Source organism: Ancylobacter sonchi (assembly GCF_018390695.1).
In the GTDB taxonomy this organism is placed as follows: Bacteria; Pseudomonadota; Alphaproteobacteria; order Rhizobiales; family Xanthobacteraceae; genus Ancylobacter; species Ancylobacter sonchi.
This window is the reverse complement of record NZ_JAHBGF010000020.1, coordinates 519523-537177: the sequence shown is the minus strand read 5'-3', so window position 1 is coordinate 537177 and position 17655 is coordinate 519523. Positions and strand designations below refer to the sequence as shown.

Below are 17655 nucleotides of genomic sequence, written 5' to 3'. Positions count from 1 at the left end.
AGGCGTCGGATGGAGCCGGGCTTCCACGGCTCCATCCGTTCGTCAGTTCCCGCTCGCCCCGTCGGCGCGGGCAAGCACGGCGTTGAGCAGGGTCTGGGCGCCGGCGGCGCAGTCGGCCTGCGTGGCGCTCTCGGCCGGATTGTGGCTCAGACCGTCCTTGCAGGGCACGAAGATCATCGAGGTCGGCACCACCCGGGCGGTGTAGACGGAATCATGCCCGGCACCGGAGACGATCTCCCGCGCCGGATAGCCCGCGGCAGCCGCGCCGTCCCGCACGGCGGCAATGCAGCCGGCGTCGAACGCCACCGGCGGACTGTCCCACATCCGGACGAGGCGGGCCGGGGTCTTGGCGAAGGCCGGTCCTGCCAGCGCGGCCTCGACCGCCTTCTCCATCGCCTCAAGGGCGGCCGTCTCGGGGTGGCGCAGGTCGAGGGTGAGGCGCACCTCGCCCGGCACCACGTTGCGTGAGGCGTTCACCACGCCGATCTCGCCGATGGTGGCGACGCCGTCATGCTCGAGGGCGATGCGGTGGACGATGAGGACGATTTCGGCCGCTCCGACCAGCGCATCGCGGCGCAGCGGCATCGGCGTGGTGCCGGCATGGGCGGCGCAACCTTCTACAGTAATATCGTACCATCGTATGCCCTGCACGCCGGTGACGATGCCGATGGTCTTGTCCTCATGCTCCAGCACCGGACCCTGCTCGATGTGCAGCTCGAACATCTCGCCGAACTTCACCGAGCCGACCGGCGCCTCGCCGGCATAGCCGATGCCCTCCAGCGCGTCGCCGAAGGTGACGCCCTGCGCATCGGTCCGCGCCAACACGTCGTCGACGGTGAAGACGCCGGCATAGGCGCCGGACGAGATCATCGCCGGAGAGAAGCGCGAGCCCTCCTCATTGGTCCAGTTCACCAGCATCAGCGGCCGGCGGGTGACGTAGCCGGCGGCGTGGAAGGTGCGCAGCACTTCGAGGCCGGCCAGCACGCCCAGCACGCCGTCGAACTTGCCGCCGGTGGGCTGGGTGTCGAGATGGCTGCCCATGGCGATGGGCAGCGCGTCGGGATCCGTCCCCGGCCGGGTGGCGAACATGTTGCCGAGCGCGTCGATGGCGACGGTGCAGCCGAGCGCCTCGCACTCGGCGCGCAGCCAGTCGCGCACCTGCCGGTCTTCCGCCGTGAGGGTGAGGCGGCGGATGCCACCGTCCGGCGTGCCGCCGAAGCGGGCGGTTTCCATCAGGCTCGACCACAGGCGGTCGGAATCGATCGTCAGGTTCGACACGGCAAGGCTCCCTGGAAGGCGCGATCGCGGGCGGCGGCTACGAATCCCACGAGCATAGCGGCAGACGGCGTCAGCCGCGCGTGAAAGCGGTCTTGAGGAAGTTGCGGGTGCGCGCTTCCTTCGGGTCGTTCATCAGCTCGGTGGCGGTACCGGTCTCGACCACCCGCCCCTGGTCCATGAACACCACCCGGTCGCCGACCTCGCGGGCAAAGCCCAGCTCATGGGTGACCACGATCATGGTCATGCCGCTGGCGGCGAGGTCGCGCATCACCGCCAGCACCTCGCCGACCAGCTCGGGGTCGAGCGCCGAAGTCGGCTCGTCGAACAGCATCAGCTTCGGCTGCATGGCGAGCGCGCGGGCGATGGCGATGCGCTGCTGCTGGCCACCCGACAACTCGGAGGGATAGGCGCCCGCCTTGTGGGCGAGGCCCACCCGGTCGAGCAGCAGCATCGCCGCGTCGTGCACCTCGTCGCGCCGGCGCCTGAGCACCTGCACCGGCGCCTCGGTGACGTTCTCCAGCGCCGTCATGTGCGGGAACAGGTTGAAGCGCTGGAACACCATGCCGGTCTTGCGGCGCTGGCGGGCGATCTCCTTGTCGCTCAAGGGGTGCAGCGCCTCGCCGACCCGGCGATAGCCGAGCAGCTCGCCGTCGAGCCACAGCCCGCCGCTGTCGAAGCTCTCCAGCTGGTTGATGCAGCGCAGGAAGGTGGTCTTGCCCGAGCCGGAGGGGCCGATGATGCACACCACCTCGCCGGGCATGACGTCCATGGTGACGTCGGCCAGCGCCTGATGGCCGCCGAACTTCTTGCCGACCTTCACCGCCGAGACGACCGGCGTGACGCTCGAAGTGCCGTCCGTTCGGGTCATCGGGCGCCCCCGGTGCCGAAGCCACGCCCGAAGCGGCGCTCCAGCACGCGCTGGCCGAGGGTGAGCACGGTGACGACCACCAGGAACCAGAAGGTTGGCACCATCAGCAATTCGATGACCTTGGCGTTGGAATAATAGATGTCCTGGGCGCTGCGCACGACGTCGCCGAAGCCGATGATCGAGGCGAGCGCAGTCATCTTGACGAGGCCGATGAACTCGTTGCCGAGCGGCGGCACCACGATGCGCATCGCCTGCGGCAGGATGATGCGCCGGAGCGCGGTGCCATTGGTCATGCCCATCGCCTTGGCCGCCTCATACTGCCCGCGATCGACACCGAGCATGCCGGAGCGGATGATCTCCGACACATAGGCGCCCTCGTTGAGGCCGAGGCTCAATATGGTCGCCACCGCCGGGGTGATGACGACGACGGTCTTGAACTCGAACAGGCCGGGAATGCCGAGGGTGGGAAACACCAGCGCCAGATTGAACCAGATGAGCAATTGCAGGATCACCGGCGCGCCGCGGAAGAACCAAGCGTAGAAGATCGCCGCGCCCTTCAGCACCGGATTGGTCGAGGCGTGCGCCACCGCGCAGGCCAGCCCGATGGCGATGCCCACCGCCATGCAGACGAAGGACATCCACACCGTGTTGAACAGCCCCCACAGGATGGTGGGCCAGAACAGGAATTCCCAGGTGGTCGCCCAGTCGATCTTGCCATGGGCGAAGGCTCGCACCAGCAGGAAGGCGACGAAGAGGATCGCGACGATGGCCGCGATCCGTCCGAAATGCGGGCGCCTGACATGGCGGAGGCGCGCTATGTCAAGCTCCTCCGCCATGGACGGCCCCCCGCGCGCAACATCGGCGTGGGGGGCGGCGCTCACGGCTGCGGCCCGGCGTTGATGCTGACGTCCTTATAGGCGGAGATGTCCAGCTTCCACTTCTTGATCAGCTGGTCATAGGTGCCGTCGGCGATCACCTGCTTCAGCGCATAGGCGAAGGCGTCGCGCAGCACGGTGCTGTCGGCATCCTTGTTGAAGGCCATGCCCATCAGCGCCATGGAGATCGGCTCGCCGAGGATCATGAAGGTGCCCGGCTCGGTCTGCACGATGGTCGGCACCGCTTCGAGGCCCTGCACGCCGGCGACGATGCGCCCGGTCTTCAGATTGGTGATCTGCTGGCCGAGATTGGTGTCGAGGATGACCGTGATCGGCTCCTTGCCGGCGCAGATCTTGTCCGAGAATGCCTTGATGGTGTCGGGATAGGAGGTGCCGCGGACGCTGGAGACGGTCTTGCCGCACAGGTCCTCCAGCTTCTGCACCTCCTTGTTGGCGGCGAGCGAATAGAACTGCGCGCCGGCCTTGAGATAGTCGATGAAGTCGAACATCGCGCGGCGCTTGGGCGTGTCGTAGAAGCCGCTCATGATCATGTCGACGCGGCCCGACTGCAGCGACGGCGTCATCTGCTCGAAGGCACCGTCCTGATGCTCGATGGTGACGCCGAGCACCTTGCCCATCGCGCGGATGAGGTCGATGTCGAAGCCTTCGAGTTCGCCGGCAGTGTTGCGCACCTCGAGCGGCGGGTAGGCCGCCTCGATGGCGACGCGCACCACCTTGCTCTTGGCGACTTCCGGCGGCAGCGCCTGCGCCGAGGCGGGATGGGTCATCGCGAACTGGCCGACAAGGCCGAGCGTCGCGACGGCAGTCAGGATCGTCCTGTGAAGCATCGAAGTTCCCTGTGATCTGGAAGTGGCCTTTGGCCTTGTCTGGAAGGAAGGGTTCGGCACTTGACGGCCAGGCACTCAGTGGCCGGGCTCTCAGTAACTTGGCGCCTAGCGGCTCGGCCGCACCGGCTGCGGCACCGGCTCGGGCCAGAACGGCAGGCGCTCGACGGACGGCGTCCATTCGCCGCGCGCGATCACGCCGTTGATGTGCGCGGCCATCTCGGCAAGGGTGGCGAACCACACCCCGCCCTTGGCCTGCATGTGCTCGATCAGCTCGACCATCGCCTCGGCGCGGGCGAGCCGGCCGGACACGAAGGGGTGCCAGATCGCCGCCCACACGCCGCCATGGTTCCAGGCGGCGTCGAACTCGGCGCGGAAGACCTCCATCGCCCGCGCCGGCGACTGGATGGTCATCCCCATGTTGAATTCCTTGAGGTTCACATATTGCGGCCAGTCGTCGAGCGGATGGTCGGAGGGCAGCTCGACGAGGCGGCCGCGCGTGCCTTCGAGGAGATAGGGCACGTCGTCGCCGGCAAGCGAGGCGTCATAGGTGAAGCCGTGCTCGATCAGGAGGTCGAGCGTGTGCTCGGAGAAGGCGCCGGAGGGCGCGCGGTAGCCGACCGGCGGCTTGCCGGTGACCTTCTCGATGGCGGCGATGCCGAGCTCCAGCACCCGGCGCTCATCGCTCGGGGCGAGCTGGTTCGGCCGCTCGTGCAGCCAACCGTGATGGCCGAGCTCGTGGCCGTCCTCCAGCAGCGCCTCGATGGCGGCGGGATAGGTCTCGACGCACCAGCCGGGCACGAACACCGTCTGGCGGAGGCCGAAATGCTTCCAGATGCGGGCGATGCGCGGCACCGCCACCCGGGCGCCATAGCGCAGCGACGAGGACAGGTTGATCCGGCGGGTGGAATCCTGCGGATAATAGAGGTGCAGCAGGCTCTCGGCGTCGAAGTCGAACGAGAAGCACACCGCGCAGCGCGCGCCGTTCGGCCAGGGGGGAGGATTGTCGATCAACTGAAGCATGCACCACCATCGAGATCCGGCGCGTTCGCGCCGCGGCAGGGAGGATCGAGCTGTCGCCCGCGAGCGGCCGGCCGCGTCCGCAAGGGCGCCGGCTGCGGCGGAATGGGCCATCGTGGAACGGGCCATGGCCGCCGGGCCGGCACGGGATATAATTCGGGTTGGAATTTTTATCGTCAACTCTATTTTTAGAGCAGAATATAGATCGCCTTGCCGACGCGGCTCGGCTAGAACAGCGACGCTTCGGGAAACAGGTCCGGGCGCGGAAAGGGTTTGGGGAATGGCCGGCGGCAGCCTAAGGGAAAAGCACAAGCGGCTCAGGGCTGAACAAGTTTTGGACGCCGCCGAGCATCTGTTCAGCCAGAAGGGCTATGAGGCGACGCGGATCGAGACGATCGCCGAGAAGGCCTCGGTGGCGCCGGCGACCGTCTACAACTACTTCGCCACCAAGCCGAACCTGCTGATGGAGCTGGCGCTGCGCCACGTGCACGCCGCGCTGCCCGAGCGCCGCAGCTTCATTCGCAACCTGCCGGACGACCCGGTGGAGGGCATCCTCTCCTTCGAGCGGCTGCTGGCCGAGCAGGCGATGCGGCATCTGTCGCGCGAATGCTGGCGGGTGATCATGTCCGCGCAGTATCTGGAGCCGGACGGACGGGCCAGCCGCACCGGTGCCCGGCTCAACACGCTGATCAAGCGCCACTACATCCGCCTGATCCGCACCTACCAGCAGCGCGGGCGGCTCGACCCGACGGTGGACCCCATCGTGCTGTCGGAGCTGATCGTCGGCATCACCACCTTCCAGTTCGGCAATTTCGTCGCCCGCACCGACGGCACGGTGGAGGAGATGCTGGGACAGGGCGCGCGCAACATCCGCTTCATCCTCAGCCAGATCCTGCGCGAGCCGGCGGGCGCCGGCACGGCAAACGCCGGGGTGGCATGAGGCTTCGATAAATTTGGAGTTGACTCCAAATTTATGTTGCAACGCCCTCGGGCCGCTCCTAGGCTTTCTGGCGACGCACCGTCCTGGTGCACGCGATGATGTCCTTGCCGGGAGCCTGAATTGGGCGCGATCACCGAGAACGAATGGCGCTACAACCAGCTGATCAAGCAGTTCCCCTCCGAGCCGGAGCCGGCCTTCGAGGATGAGGAGCAGCTGACCCGCTGGTGGGGGCGCAAATGGGGCTGCACCAACGATGTCGGCCGGCTGCGCGTGGTACTGATGCACCGGCCCGGCGACGAGGTGAACGTCGTCGACACCGCCAAGCGGCTCGACAACAACGCCTTCGGCGACACCCAGGCCGGCTGGTACTGGCGCGGCGACGAGCCGCCGGACCTCACCGCCATGCAGGCGCAGCACGACGCCTATGTCGCGGCGCTGAGGGCTGAGGGCGTCGAGGTGGTGTTCATCGACGCGCCCGCGCCCGGCCGCATGAAGACCTGCTACACCCGCGACGCGGTGGTCGGCATCGGTGGCGGCGCCATGGTGATGCGGCTCGGCCCGCGCATCCGCCGCGGCGAGGAACTGCCGGCGACCCGCACGCTGGCCAAGATCGGCTGCCCGATCCTGCGCACCATTTCCGGCACCGGCGTCGCCGAGGGCGGCAGCTTCTGCTGGCTCAACTCCAAGGTCGCCGCCACCGGCGTCTCGTCGCGCACCAATGACGAAGGCGCGCGGCAGATCGAGGAGGTGATGCGCTCGCAGGGCGTCGAGCTGATCAAGGTGCCGCTCACCGGCTACCGGCTGCACATTGACGGGCTGTTCGTGATGATCGGCCCCGACCTCGCCATCGCCAACTTCACCTTGCTGCCCTACTGGTTCATCGAGCGGCTGAACGAACTGGGCATCCGGCTGATCGAGCTGCATCACGAGGATGACGGCGCCATCATCAACTCGCTCGCCGTCGCCCCCTACCGCATGCTGATGCCGGAAGGCGTCTCCGGCTACACCATGGACCGGCTCGCCTTGCACGGGGTCGAGGTGATCACCGTTCCCTATGACAAGGTGATCTCCGGCGGCGGCGGCCTGCACTGCTCCACCGCCCCGCTGATCCGCGACGAGGTGTGACCATGGTCGATCCTGACACCTCCGCAGGGGATTGGAGCCCGGCGCAGGCGAGCGCGCTCGCCTATCTCGGCGACAGGCAGGCGGATTTCTCCGCCGACCACATGACCATCTGGAACCTGCACGAGCCGTCCTGGCGGGAGTACAAATCCTCCGCCTGGTACATGGACCGGCTGGAGGCGGAAGGCTTCACGGTGGAGCGCGGCACGGCGGGCATGCCGACCGCCTTCCGCGCCCGCTGGTCGAACGGCCCCGGCCCGGTGATCGCCGGCTATGCCGAATATGACGCCGTGCCCGGCCAGACGCAGGCGCCGGTGCCCTATCGCGCCCCGCGCCCCGGCGAGAGCCCGCGCGCGGCCGGCCATACCGATCCGCATTCGGCGCTCGGCATGGGATCCTTTGCCGGCTTCCTTGCCGCCAAGCGGGCGATGGAGGAACACGGCATCGGCGGCACGCTGGTCTATTTCGGCGAGCCGGCCGAGAAGATGTGCGGCGCCAAGCCGGTGCATGCCGCGCATGGCTATTATGACGGGCTGGACGCCGCCTTCAGCTTCCACCCGCATTCCTTTCCGGCGCTGACCAATGGCTGCTTCTGGGAGACCACCAGCGCCCCCTATTGGAGCCGGATCTACACCTTCGAGTGCGAGAATCCGGAGACCTGGCAGAACGAGGCCGCCGGCGGCACGGTGAGCCACGTGCACGCCATGGCGCGGGCGCCCGGCGCCATCGACGCGGTGTGCCTGATGTACACCAACTCGAAGATGATGAAGGAATCCATGCTGCCGCATTCCGGCTCGTGGACGCTCAACGAGTTCATCCCGATCGCCGGGCAGGCCACCGCCGACAACATCGCCCCGGGCATCGGGCAGATCCAGTATTCGATGCGCGCGCCCAACCTCGCCATGTGCGAGGCTGCCTTCGCGGTGCTCGACCGCAACGCCGACCACATCGCGGCGATGACCCATTGCACCGTCACCAAGGCGTGGATCACCAAGACCCGCGCCGGCCTGCCCAACACCGCGATGTCGAAGCTGACCTTCGGCAATTTCGAAAAACTCGGCGCGCCGGTGTGGAGCGAGGAGGCGAAGGACTTCGCCCGGCAGCTCCAGACCGGGCTCGGGCTGGAGCCGATGGACGAGCCGTTCCTCACCGGCATGGAAAAGCTGACCCCGCCCTGGGAGGCAGAGGCGGCGTTCCGGGCGCAACTGCCGGCCTGGCAGCTGAACTACGCCGCCGACGACTATGTCGACTACACCTGGCACGCGCCAACGGTGCGGCTCTATGTGGCCCGCCCGACCCTGCAGCCGCCCCAGCCCGGTTACCGCTACCCGGAATGGACCCGCAACGCCATGGGCGGGGTGCCGGCCTGCATCGACCCGATGTGGAGCAGGGCGGCTTCGGTGATCGCCACCACCGTCATCGAGCTGATGACCGACCCGGCGGCGCTGGCGGCGATCCGCGCCGAGTTCGAGGAACGCACCGGTGGCGGGGTTGGCGGCAGCAAATGGGTGGCGCCGCTGCTGCCGAAGGATTTCGCGGCCCCGATCGGCTATCGCTGGCCGGAATATGTCGACACCCCGCGCGGGCGGGAATGGAGCGTGCCGTGACCGGCGCGGCGCCGGGCGGGATGAGCGTTTCGCAAGCGGTGGACGGCCGCGTCTCGACGCGCGCCTTTCTCGACCGGCCGGTGTCGCGCGCCCTCCTCGAAGACGTGCTGCGCCGGGCGGCGCGGGCACCCTCCGGCGGCAATCTCCAGCCCTGGGCGGCGCGCCTCGTCGACGGCGGGGAGATCGCCGCGCTGAAGGCGCTGATGCGCGCCCGCCTCGCCGAGCTGCCGGACGGCGAGCCGATGGCGCATCCCTTCTACCCGCCGGTGCTGACGCCGGCCGCGCTCGCCCGCCGCCGGCGCAATGGCGAGATCCTCTATGGCGCGCTCGGCATCGACCGCCACGATCCGGTCGCCCGCAAGGCATGGATCGACGAGAATTTCCAGTTCTTCGGCGCCCCGGCCGGCGTGCTCCTGTTCATCGGGCGCAATGCCACGCCCTATCAGTGGCTCGATCTCGGCATCTATCTGCAGACCGTGCTGCTGCTCCTGCGCGAGGCCGGGCTCGATGCCTGCCCGCAGGCCGACTGGGCGATGTACGCGCCGACGGTGGCGGCGTTCCTGGACGCGCCGCCCGACCTCATGCTCATCTGCGGCATCGCCATCGGCCATGCCGATCCGGCCCGCCCGGAGAACGTCATCCGCACCGAGCGCGACGACCCGCTCGCTTCCTTCGCTATTCGCTGAACCCGCCGGAGCCGCCCATGCCTATCCCCGCCGTGCCGCCCGCTCCGCCCGCCCCGGGCTACCAGCCCACCGAGCAGGAACTGCGCGAGGACCTCGCCGCCGCCTACCGGCTGATCGCCCATTTCGGCATGTCCGACACGGTGTTCACCCATCTCTCGGTGCGGCTGCCGGGCGAGGGTCATCGCTTCCTGGTCAATCCCTACGGCCTCTTGTTCGAGGAGATCACCGCCTCGTCGCTGGTGGTGGTCGACGCCGAGGGCGAGCCGGCGCAGGAGACGTCCTGGCCGGTGAACCCGGCCGGCTTCGTCATCCATTCGGCGGTGCATCGCGAGCGGCACGACGCCGCCTGCGTCATGCACACCCACACGCTGGCCGGCATGACGGTGGCGGCGCAGGAAGGCGGGCTGCTGCCGCTCAACCAGATGAGCATCGAGTTCTATGACGAGGTCGGCATCCACGACTATGAGGGCATCGCCGCCGACGACAACCTCACCGAGCGCGAGCGGCTGGTGCGCGACCTCGGCAAGGGACACGCGCTGATCCTGCGCAATCACGGCCTGCTCACCGTCGGCGCCACCGTCGCCGAGGCGTTCTACTGGATGTACTATCTGGAGCAGTCCTGCCGCATCCAGGTGGCGGCGCAGTCGACCGGCGTTCCGCTGTCGATCCCGCCTTCGCAGGTGGTGGCGCGCACCGCCAAGCAGTTCGGCGGCGAGGCCAACAAGGGCTGGCTGCCCTGGCAGGCCTTCCGCCGCAAGCTCGACCGCGAGCAGCCGGATTACCGTTCGTGAGTGCCGGAGGCGAGGCGATGAGGAACATGACCGGCGGCGAGGCGGTCGTCGACGCGCTGAAGGCCAACGGCGTCGAGACGCTCTACGCCATTCCCGGCATCCAGCTCGACCATTTGTTCAACGCGCTCTACGGCGCGCAGAACTGGCTGACCATCGTCAATGCCCGCCACGAGCAGGGCGTCGCCTATATGGCGCTCGGCCATGCGCAGTCGACCGGCGAGCCCGGTGTCTATGTCTGCGTGCCCGGCCCCGGCTTCCTCAACACCACCGCCGCGCTCGCCACCGCCTATGCGGTGCGCGCGCCGGTGCTGGCGCTGATCGGCCAGATCGCCTCCACCGCCATCGGGGTGGGGGGCGGCGAGCTGCACGAACTGCCCGACCAGACCGCCATGGTGAAGGGGCTGACGCGCTGGAGCGGCATCGCCCGCACGCCGGAGGAGATCCCGGCGCTGATGGAGACCGCCTTCGCCAAGCTGAAGGCCGGCATCGCGCCGGTCGCCGTCGAGCTTCCCGCCGACGTGCTGCTGGCGGCGGCCGAGCTGCCCGCGGCGCGCGCCGCCGTTGCCGCGCCGCCGCGCGCGCCGATCGCCCATGCCGTCACCCGCGCCGCCGCCCTGCTCGCGCAGGCCAAGGCGCCGCTGATCTTCGTCGGCTCCGGCGCCTATGGCGGCGAGCCGGCGCTCGCCCGTCTCGCCGAGCATCTGGAAGCTCCGGTGGTCGCGCATCTGCAGGGGCGCGGCGTGCTGCCGAGCACGCATCCGCTGGCCGTGGGCTTCGCCGAGGGGCAGCGTCTGTGGGCCGAAGCCGATGTGGTGCTCGCCGTCGGCACCCGCTTCCACGAGGCACGCCGCAACTGGGGCGAGCGCGCGGGGATGCGGGTCATCCGCGTCGACACCGACCCGGCGCAGTTCGCGCGCGGCACGCCGCCGGAGATCGCCATCGAGGCCGACGCGCCGCTCACCCTCGCGGCGCTCGTCGAGGTGGTGGAGGCCGGCCCGGCGAAGACCGACCCGACCAGGATCGGCCGCGCCGACGCCATCGCCGCGCTGAAGGCGGAGATCGCCGAGGCCTTCGCCACCCGCCTCGCGCCGCAGATGGCCTATGTGCGGGCGCTGCGCGAGGTGCTGCCGGCCGAGGCCCGCATCGTCGCCGACTACACCCAGATCGGCTATGTCTCGACCGGCGCCTTCGACGTCGCGGCGCCGCGCCTTCTGCTCACGCCCGGCTATCAGGGCACGCTCGGCTTCGCCTATGCCACCGCGCTCGGCGCCAAATCGGCCAACCCCGAGGTGCCGGTGGTGGCGCTGTGCGGCGATGGCGGCTTCCTGTTCACCGGCAACGAGCTCGCCACCGCCGTGCAGCACGGGATCGGCGCCATCGGCGTGGTGTTCGTCGACGGCGCCTATGGCAATGTCCGGCGCATGCAGGAAGACCTGTATGGCGGCAAGGTCGTCGCAACCGGCCTCACCAACCCGGACTTCGTGCGCTACGCCGAGAGCTTCGGCGCCAAGGCGCGCCGCGCCGAAGGCCCGGAAGCCTTCGCGCAGGCGCTGCGCTGGGCCATGGAACAGACGGGGCCGACGCTGATCGAGGTGCCGGTATCGAAGTTCCCCAGCCCATGGGATCTTCTCGAACCCTGACCTTCTCGAACCCTGATCCCGCCGCCGCCCGTCCGGGCCCAAACCCTTCCGCGCCGAAAAATGGCCGGGCCGCGCAGGCGACCCGGCCTTTTCGCGTCAGGCGGCCGCCGGATCGGTGATCTGGTGGTCGTACTGGTCGCCCTTGGTGACGAAGGGCACGATCTTCACCGTGCCGTCAGCATTCACCGTGAAGCCGCGCACGCCGGCATAGGAGATGGTGTTGTCCTCGAGCAGCTTCTGCGCCACCGCCTCGTGACCGGCCGGCACATAGACGAAGAAGTGCTTCACCTGGGTCGGGGTGTCGTTGTCGGTCAGCTCCGAGCCGGCCTTGAGATAGGGCAGCGCCTGCGGGCCGATCTCCATCTCCACCTCGCCGAGCTCGCGCACCCGGCCGGTCTTGTCGGTGATGACGATGTCCGGGAAATGCGCGCCGGCCGGGGTCGGGATCGACGCCTTGGCCTCCGGCACATTGGTGGTGGTGACGTAGCCCTCCGGCCAGGTGGTCTGGCCCGGGAAGGGGAAGCGGTATCTGGCGATGTAGTTGACCACGAGGTCGTGGGTTTCCTTCGACATGCTTGTCTCCTGTTGCGAAGGGGGAAGGAAGGGGGTGAGCGGCAGGCCCGGCAGCGCCGCGAGCTCGCCGGGCGCTAGCGCATCGGGTGCAGGCTCGCCGGCATCGATGGAGGGAGCGGCGCGACGGCTCTCCAGCCGCACCGCCTGCACGCCGGAAATCACCACCAGCACGGCGCCGAAGGTGACCAGCGCGGTCGGCACATCGCCGAACATCAGGTAGCCGAGCGCGAAGCCGGTGATCAGCCCGCCATATTCCAGCACGGCGATGAGATGCGCCGGGAGGCGCCGCGCCGCCTCATAGAGGGCGAACTGGCCGGTGCCGCCGACGACGCCGATCAGCGCCACGCCGAACAGCTCGGCCGGTGCGAGATGCCAGCCGGTGAAAGGCAACTGCACGGCGCCGGCGAGCACGAACACACCGTTGGCCACCGTCACCTGCACGAGGCTGCTCTCCTCGCTCGCCATCGAGCGCAGCATCAAGAGCGCCGCCGCCCACAGCGCCGAGGAGGCGAGCGCCAGCGCCACCGCGGTGGTCAGCTCGAAGCGCACCAGCCCGCTCGCCAGCACCACGCCGAGGAAGCCGACGAGGATCGCCAGCCAGTGCCGCGCGCTCGGCCATTCGCCGAGCACGGGGCCGGACGCGACGGCCACGAAGATCGGCGAGACGAAATACAGCGTCACCGCCTGGGCGAGCGGCATCTCCGCCAGAGCGAGGTAGAAGCAGCTCCAGGCAGCGAACATCACCAGCGCGCGCAGGATCATCGTGCGCTTCACCGGCGAGCGCACGATGCGCCCCGCCAGCCGGCCGCGCCCGAAGGCGAGGGCGAGCGCCATGACGGTGAAGCTGCGCACCAGCAGCAGCTGCGCCACCGGCACCGCCTCGACGAACCGCTTGGTGAGGGCGTCCTGCAACGGCAACAGCACGTCGGACACCATCACCAGCGCGACGGCGACCAGGAACGCCCCGCGACCGGCCGGGAGCGCGAGCGCGTGCTGGCGCGGGCTCATGCGGCGGCTCCCGACGGCGCGGACATCGATGACGCTCCCCTCGCGCGGCAGGGTGGCGCCGCGCGACATGATATTTATAGTTCACTCTATTTTTGGAGTTTGCTTTGCAAATCGGACGGCGTCAATGGGCGTTCCGGCGATTGCAGGAGGTGTCCGGGCAGCGCTGGAACCGCGCCACGAGAGCTTCCAGGGCCGCGCGCTGCTGAAGCGGCCGCCCGATGCCAGTGGCCGGCAGGGCTCGCGGGATCCGTAAGCTCGACGGACCGGCGCGCCCTTGCCGGTCGCGACCGGCAAGGGCGTCAACGCTCCGCGTCAATGCACCCGCTTCAAGACACTGGTCTCAAGGCACCGGCCTCACAGCACCGGCCCGAGCATGGCGATGGTGTTGTTCCACAGCCGGCGCCAGCGGCTATAGGCCTCCACATGCTCGACCGTCACCCGCGTGGCGGCGTCGAGGAAGGCCTGCTGGCGCTCTCGCATCGCCCGGGTGAACGCCTTGTCGTGCAGCAGGATGTTGTTCTCGGCGTTCAGCTCGAAGCTGCGGCGGTCGATATTGGCCGAGCCGATCAGCGTCATCTCGCCGTCGAGGGTCAGCGTCTTGGCGTGCAGGAGGCCGCCGACAAATTCGCGGATCTCGACGCCGGCTTCCAGCAGCTCGCGGTAATAGCTGCGGCTCGCCGCCGCCACGACCCAGGAATCATTGCGCCGGGGAAAGACGATGGTGGTCGCCACACCGCGCCGGGCGCTGGCGCACAGCGCGGCCTGGATCGGTTCGTCCGGCACGTAATAGGGCGTGGTGATCACCAGTTCGCGCCGCGCGGCGCTCATCAGCGCGATGAAGGTCTCCGGCATTGCCGAATAGCGCACGCCGGCCCCGGAGCCGATCACCTGCGCGACGAAGCCCGGCTCCGGGACAGCCGGCAGCGGCTCGGCGAAGAGCGGGCTGAGATCCTCGTCGGTCTGCGCCATCCAGTTGCTGGCGAACAGATGCTGGTTCTGCCGGACCACCGGCCCCTCGAACCGCGCCATCACGTCGACCCACGGCGCGAAGCTCGCCTTCACCGCGAAGGCGGCATCGGCGCAGTTCTGGCTGCCGCAATAAGTGATGGCGTTGTCGATCACCACGATCTTGCGGTGGTTGCGCATGTCGATGCGGCCCTTGAACGGGCGCAGCAGCGGGTTGCCGATCGGCAGTGCCGACGCCAGCCGCACCCCGCTCGCCGCCATGTCGCGCCAGTACGCCGAGCGGATCAGCGCCCGCGAGCCGAGATCGTCCGCCATCGCCCGGCAGACGACGCCGCGCGCGGCGGCACGCTTCAGCGCCTCCACCACCGTCAGCCCGCTCTCGTCGGCGAGCCAGATGTAGAACAGCACGTGCACGCTCTGCCGCGCAGCATCGATGTCCGCCACCATCGCCGCGATGGCGGCGGCGGAATCGGGCAGCAGGCTCGCCCGGTTGCCGTCGGCCGGGTGATAGCCGCTCACCGAATGGCCGACCTTGAACAGCGGCACATAGCGCTCGGGGATCTCCGCCTCCGCCGAGGCGCCGGCCACCTCGGCGGGGGGCGGCAGGGCGGCGAAGGCGGCGCGCAAACGCCCGATGCGTACCCGCCCGAGATTGACCTCGCCGAACAGGATGTAGGCGACGACGCCGACGACCGGCGCCAGCGCGATCACCAGCACCCAGGCGAAGCGCGACGACGGCTCGCGATGCGGGCGCAGCAGCGCCCGCGCGATGAAGACGAGCTGGATGCCCGCCTGAGCGAAGAACAGCAGCCAGGCGATAACAGCGGAATCATGCATGGGGGCGGCACGGTGAGAGAACGATGCGCCGCATTAAACCATGTTCGTCACCGCTGCGAAGCACCGGCCGCGACAAAGGCCGCCGCCGGTGCCGGACGGTTCAGCGGCCGGCCAGCGCCCGCTCCAGCGCGGCGATCAGGCGATCGACCTCCTCCAGCGTGTTGTAATGCACGAGCGAGGCCCGCATCACGCCGCCCTCGTCGGCAAGGCCGAGCGCCTCGACGAGGCGGCGGGAATGGAAGTCGCCGTGGCGGATGCCGATCTGCTCGCGGTCGACCTTGTGCACGAGATCGGCGGAATTCGCGCCCTCCACCTTGAAGGAGACGGTCGGCACCCGGCGATCGATGCCGGCATCCGGGCGGCCGACAATGCGGATGTCGTTGCGCGAGCCGAGGAAGCCGAGCAGCCGGTCGGCCAGCGCCACTTCCTGCGCGGCGATATCGTCGAAGGCCCGGACGATGGCGGCGCGGTCGCCGGTGCGCCCGCCGAGCGCGTCGAGATAATCGACGATGCCCGCCGATCCCCAGGCGAGCTCGTAATTGGTGTTGCCCGGCTCCAGCTTGGCCGGGACTTTGTCGCGCTCGTAGAAGTAGTGATAGAGCGTGTCGAGCTCGACGAGCTTGTCGTACTTGCCGTACATCACCGCGAAATGCGGGCCGTAGGTCTTGTAGAAGCTGAACACGTAGTAATCGACGTCCCAGCCGGTGACGTCGACCACGCGGTGCGGGGCGTAGGCGACGGCGTCGACGATGATCTCCGCCCCGACCGCATGGACGCGCCGGGCGATCTCGGCGACCGGGTTGATGGTGCCGAGGATGTTCGAGGCATGCGTCACCGCCACCAGCCGGGTGCGCTCGCCGAGCAGCGCGTCGAGGGCGGCGAGGTCGATCTCGACGTCGTCGCGCCCGATCTTCCATTCGCGGATGACGATGCCGAAGCGCTCCAGCCAGCGCCACGGGCCGATATTCGATTCATGGTCGAAATCGGTGACGATGATCTCGTCGCCGGGCTTCAGCCGGGAGAGCATGGCGCGGGCGAGGTTCTGGCACAGCACGGTGGTGGAGGGGCCGAGCACGATCTCCTCCGGGCGGCCGGCATTCAGCATCAGCGCGATGCGTGCACGGGCCTCGGCGAGGCGGGCGGTGGCGCGCTGGGAATGCGCGTAGCTCGCCCCGGTCTGCACGCTGGTGGTGAGGAGATAGTCGCCGACCCGCTCGGCGACGTTGCGCAGCACCACCGAGCCGCCGGCATTGTCCATATAGGCGAAGCCGTCGGCCAGCGCCGGAAACTGCGAGCGGACGAAGGCAAGATCAAGCGCCATGGGGCGTCTCCTCAAGTGCCGCCCCGTCTGCGGGGCGCGGCTGTACCACGAGCGGGGCGGACAGGCGCACGACGACGCAGTCGTCCGGCGTGCCGCGCTCCCAGATGAGCATCAGGAAATCGGTATCGGCGTCGGTGGCGGTGATCGGCGCGTGCCAGGTGCCGCGCCGGTAGTTCACCCCCTGCCCCGGCGCGCCGAGAAAAGCGCGGGCGGCGTCGAGATCGGGGCCGCCATCCGCCGCCGCCGGCGCGACCACGACGAGGAAGCCGACCGGCGCCAGCGGCATGAAGACCTGCGAGGAAGCCGGATGCCGCTCGACGAAGCCGATGGCGGCCGGCAACGGCTGGTGGTGGGCGCGGAACACCGCCAGCTGCGGCGGCCCCTGCCAGCCGCCCGCATCGAGCACCGCGGCAAGGTCGGCGCGCTGCGCCCAGCCGTCGTTCACCCGCCGGGCGGCGGCGGGATCGAAGGCCATGACCTGGCCGAAGGGGGCGAAGGTCGCCGCGTCGAGCGGCTCGGGGACGAGGACGCGCATCATCAGTGCGACAGCACGGCGTTGAGGAAGCTGCGCAGGCGCGGGTCGCGCGGCGCGTCGAAGATCTGCTCCGGCGGCCCCTGCTCGACGATCCGCCCGGCATCCATGAACACCACGCGGTCGGCCACCTTGCGGGCGAAGCTCATCTCGTGGGTGACGATGACCATGGTGACGCCGGTGCGGGCGAGCTGCAGCATGACGTCCAGCACCTCGCCGACCATTTCCGGATCGAGCGCCGAGGTGGGCTCGTCGAACAGCAGGATCTTCGGCTCCATGGCCAGCGCGCGGGCGATGCCGACGCGCTGCTGCTGGCCGCCGGAGAGCTGGGCGGGATATTTTTCCGCGTGGCTCTCGAGACCGACACGCGTCAGCAGCTTGCGGGCGCGCTGATTGGCCTCGTCCCAGCTCAACCCGCGCACCCGCACCGGCGCGAGCGCGACGTTGCGCAGCGCGGTCATATGCGGGAACAGGTTGAAGCTCTGGAACACCATGCCGACCTCGGCGCGGACGGCGGCGAGGCCCGCGCCGCGCGTGACCGTGTGGCCATCGACCTCGATGGTGCCGGTGTCGTGCACTTCCAGCTGGTTGATGCAGCGGATCAGCGTCGACTTGCCGGAGCCGGACGGGCCGATCACCACCACGATCTCGCCCTCGCCGACGTCGAGGCCGACATCGGTCAGCGCGCGGAAGCTACCGAAGTTCTTGACGATATCCGTCATGCGGATGATGGGGCGCATCGCCGT

General features: G+C 69.1%; 16 protein-coding genes. 6 read left to right on the top strand and 10 right to left on the bottom strand.

Annotated features, from left to right (window positions below; all coding sequences use genetic code 11):
* Positions 1-42: 42 nt before the first annotated feature.
* The 5 genes from KHC28_RS13130 to KHC28_RS13110 form a co-directional block, all read right to left on the bottom strand.
* Positions 43-1278, bottom strand: a complete 1236-nt coding sequence (locus tag KHC28_RS13130; RefSeq protein ID WP_214008787.1) for a Zn-dependent hydrolase — start codon at positions 1276-1278, stop codon at positions 43-45.
* 70 nt (positions 1279-1348) lie between these two features.
* A complete protein-coding gene (locus tag KHC28_RS13125) occupies positions 1349-2146 on the bottom strand; it encodes an amino acid ABC transporter ATP-binding protein (protein ID WP_214008786.1) in 798 nt (265 codons plus the stop codon).
* Entirely contained in the window at positions 2143-2982 is an 840-nt protein-coding gene (locus KHC28_RS13120; protein ID WP_214008785.1) for an amino acid ABC transporter permease, read from the bottom strand. Before KHC28_RS13120 ends, KHC28_RS13125 begins: the two co-directional genes overlap by 4 nt.
* A 41-nt stretch (positions 2983-3023) precedes the next feature.
* Positions 3024-3869: an ABC transporter substrate-binding protein gene (locus KHC28_RS13115; protein WP_214008784.1), complete on the bottom strand. Its 846-nt coding sequence runs from the start codon at positions 3867-3869 to the stop codon at positions 3024-3026.
* Between the two features lie 105 nt (positions 3870-3974).
* Positions 3975-4889 (bottom strand): polysaccharide deacetylase family protein, encoded by a 915-nt coding sequence (locus tag KHC28_RS13110; protein WP_214008783.1) that lies wholly within the window; start codon positions 4887-4889, stop codon positions 3975-3977.
* Between the two features lie 277 nt (positions 4890-5166).
* Here KHC28_RS13110 and KHC28_RS13105 point away from each other — a divergent pair, with 277 nt between their 5' ends.
* The 6 genes from KHC28_RS13105 (at position 5167) to KHC28_RS13080 (ending at position 11672) form a co-directional block, all read left to right on the top strand.
* Positions 5167-5826, top strand: coding sequence for a TetR/AcrR family transcriptional regulator (locus KHC28_RS13105; RefSeq protein ID WP_214008782.1), 660 nt, complete (start codon positions 5167-5169; stop codon positions 5824-5826).
* A gap of 120 nt (positions 5827-5946) precedes the next feature.
* Entirely contained in the window at positions 5947-6951 is a 1005-nt protein-coding gene (locus KHC28_RS13100; RefSeq protein WP_214008781.1) for a dimethylarginine dimethylaminohydrolase family protein, read from the top strand.
* A gap of 2 nt (positions 6952-6953) precedes the next feature.
* Positions 6954-8555 carry a zinc-binding metallopeptidase family protein gene (locus tag KHC28_RS13095; protein WP_214008780.1) on the top strand — a complete coding sequence of 534 codons (1602 nt, stop codon included), beginning with the start codon at positions 6954-6956 and terminating at the stop codon, positions 8553-8555.
* Between the two features lie 20 nt (positions 8556-8575).
* Positions 8576-9241 carry a nitroreductase gene (locus KHC28_RS13090; RefSeq protein WP_214008779.1) on the top strand — a complete coding sequence of 222 codons (666 nt, stop codon included), beginning with the start codon at positions 8576-8578 and terminating at the stop codon, positions 9239-9241.
* A gap of 17 nt (positions 9242-9258) precedes the next feature.
* Positions 9259-10032, top strand: coding sequence for a class II aldolase/adducin family protein (locus tag KHC28_RS13085; RefSeq protein WP_214008778.1), 774 nt, complete (start codon positions 9259-9261; stop codon positions 10030-10032).
* Positions 10033-10049: 17 nt separating this feature from the next.
* Positions 10050-11672: a thiamine pyrophosphate-dependent enzyme gene (locus KHC28_RS13080; protein ID WP_214008777.1), complete on the top strand. Its 1623-nt coding sequence runs from the start codon at positions 10050-10052 to the stop codon at positions 11670-11672.
* 96 nt (positions 11673-11768) lie between these two features.
* Here the strand turns inward: KHC28_RS13080 and KHC28_RS13075 are convergent, their stop codons facing one another.
* The 5 genes from KHC28_RS13075 to KHC28_RS13055 all read right to left on the bottom strand — a co-directional run bounded on the left by KHC28_RS13075 (position 11769) and on the right by KHC28_RS13055 (position 17649).
* Positions 11769-13253, bottom strand: coding sequence for a DMT family transporter (locus tag KHC28_RS13075; protein WP_214008776.1), 1485 nt, complete (start codon positions 13251-13253; stop codon positions 11769-11771).
* A 354-nt stretch (positions 13254-13607) separates the two neighbouring features.
* Positions 13608-15056: a cardiolipin synthase gene (gene cls, locus KHC28_RS13070; protein ID WP_214008775.1), complete on the bottom strand. Its 1449-nt coding sequence runs from the start codon at positions 15054-15056 to the stop codon at positions 13608-13610.
* 100 nt (positions 15057-15156) lie between these two features.
* Positions 15157-16377 carry a cysteine desulfurase-like protein gene (locus KHC28_RS13065; RefSeq protein ID WP_214008774.1) on the bottom strand — a complete coding sequence of 407 codons (1221 nt, stop codon included), beginning with the start codon at positions 16375-16377 and terminating at the stop codon, positions 15157-15159.
* Positions 16367-16915, bottom strand: a complete 549-nt coding sequence (locus KHC28_RS13060) for an ureidoglycolate lyase (RefSeq protein WP_246564739.1) — start codon at positions 16913-16915, stop codon at positions 16367-16369. Before KHC28_RS13060 ends, KHC28_RS13065 begins: the two co-directional genes overlap by 11 nt.
* Positions 16915-17649: an amino acid ABC transporter ATP-binding protein gene (locus tag KHC28_RS13055; RefSeq protein ID WP_281419106.1), complete on the bottom strand. Its 735-nt coding sequence runs from the start codon at positions 17647-17649 to the stop codon at positions 16915-16917. The genes KHC28_RS13060 and KHC28_RS13055 overlap by 1 nt, the downstream gene beginning before the upstream one ends.
* Positions 17650-17655: the final 6 nt, after the last annotated feature.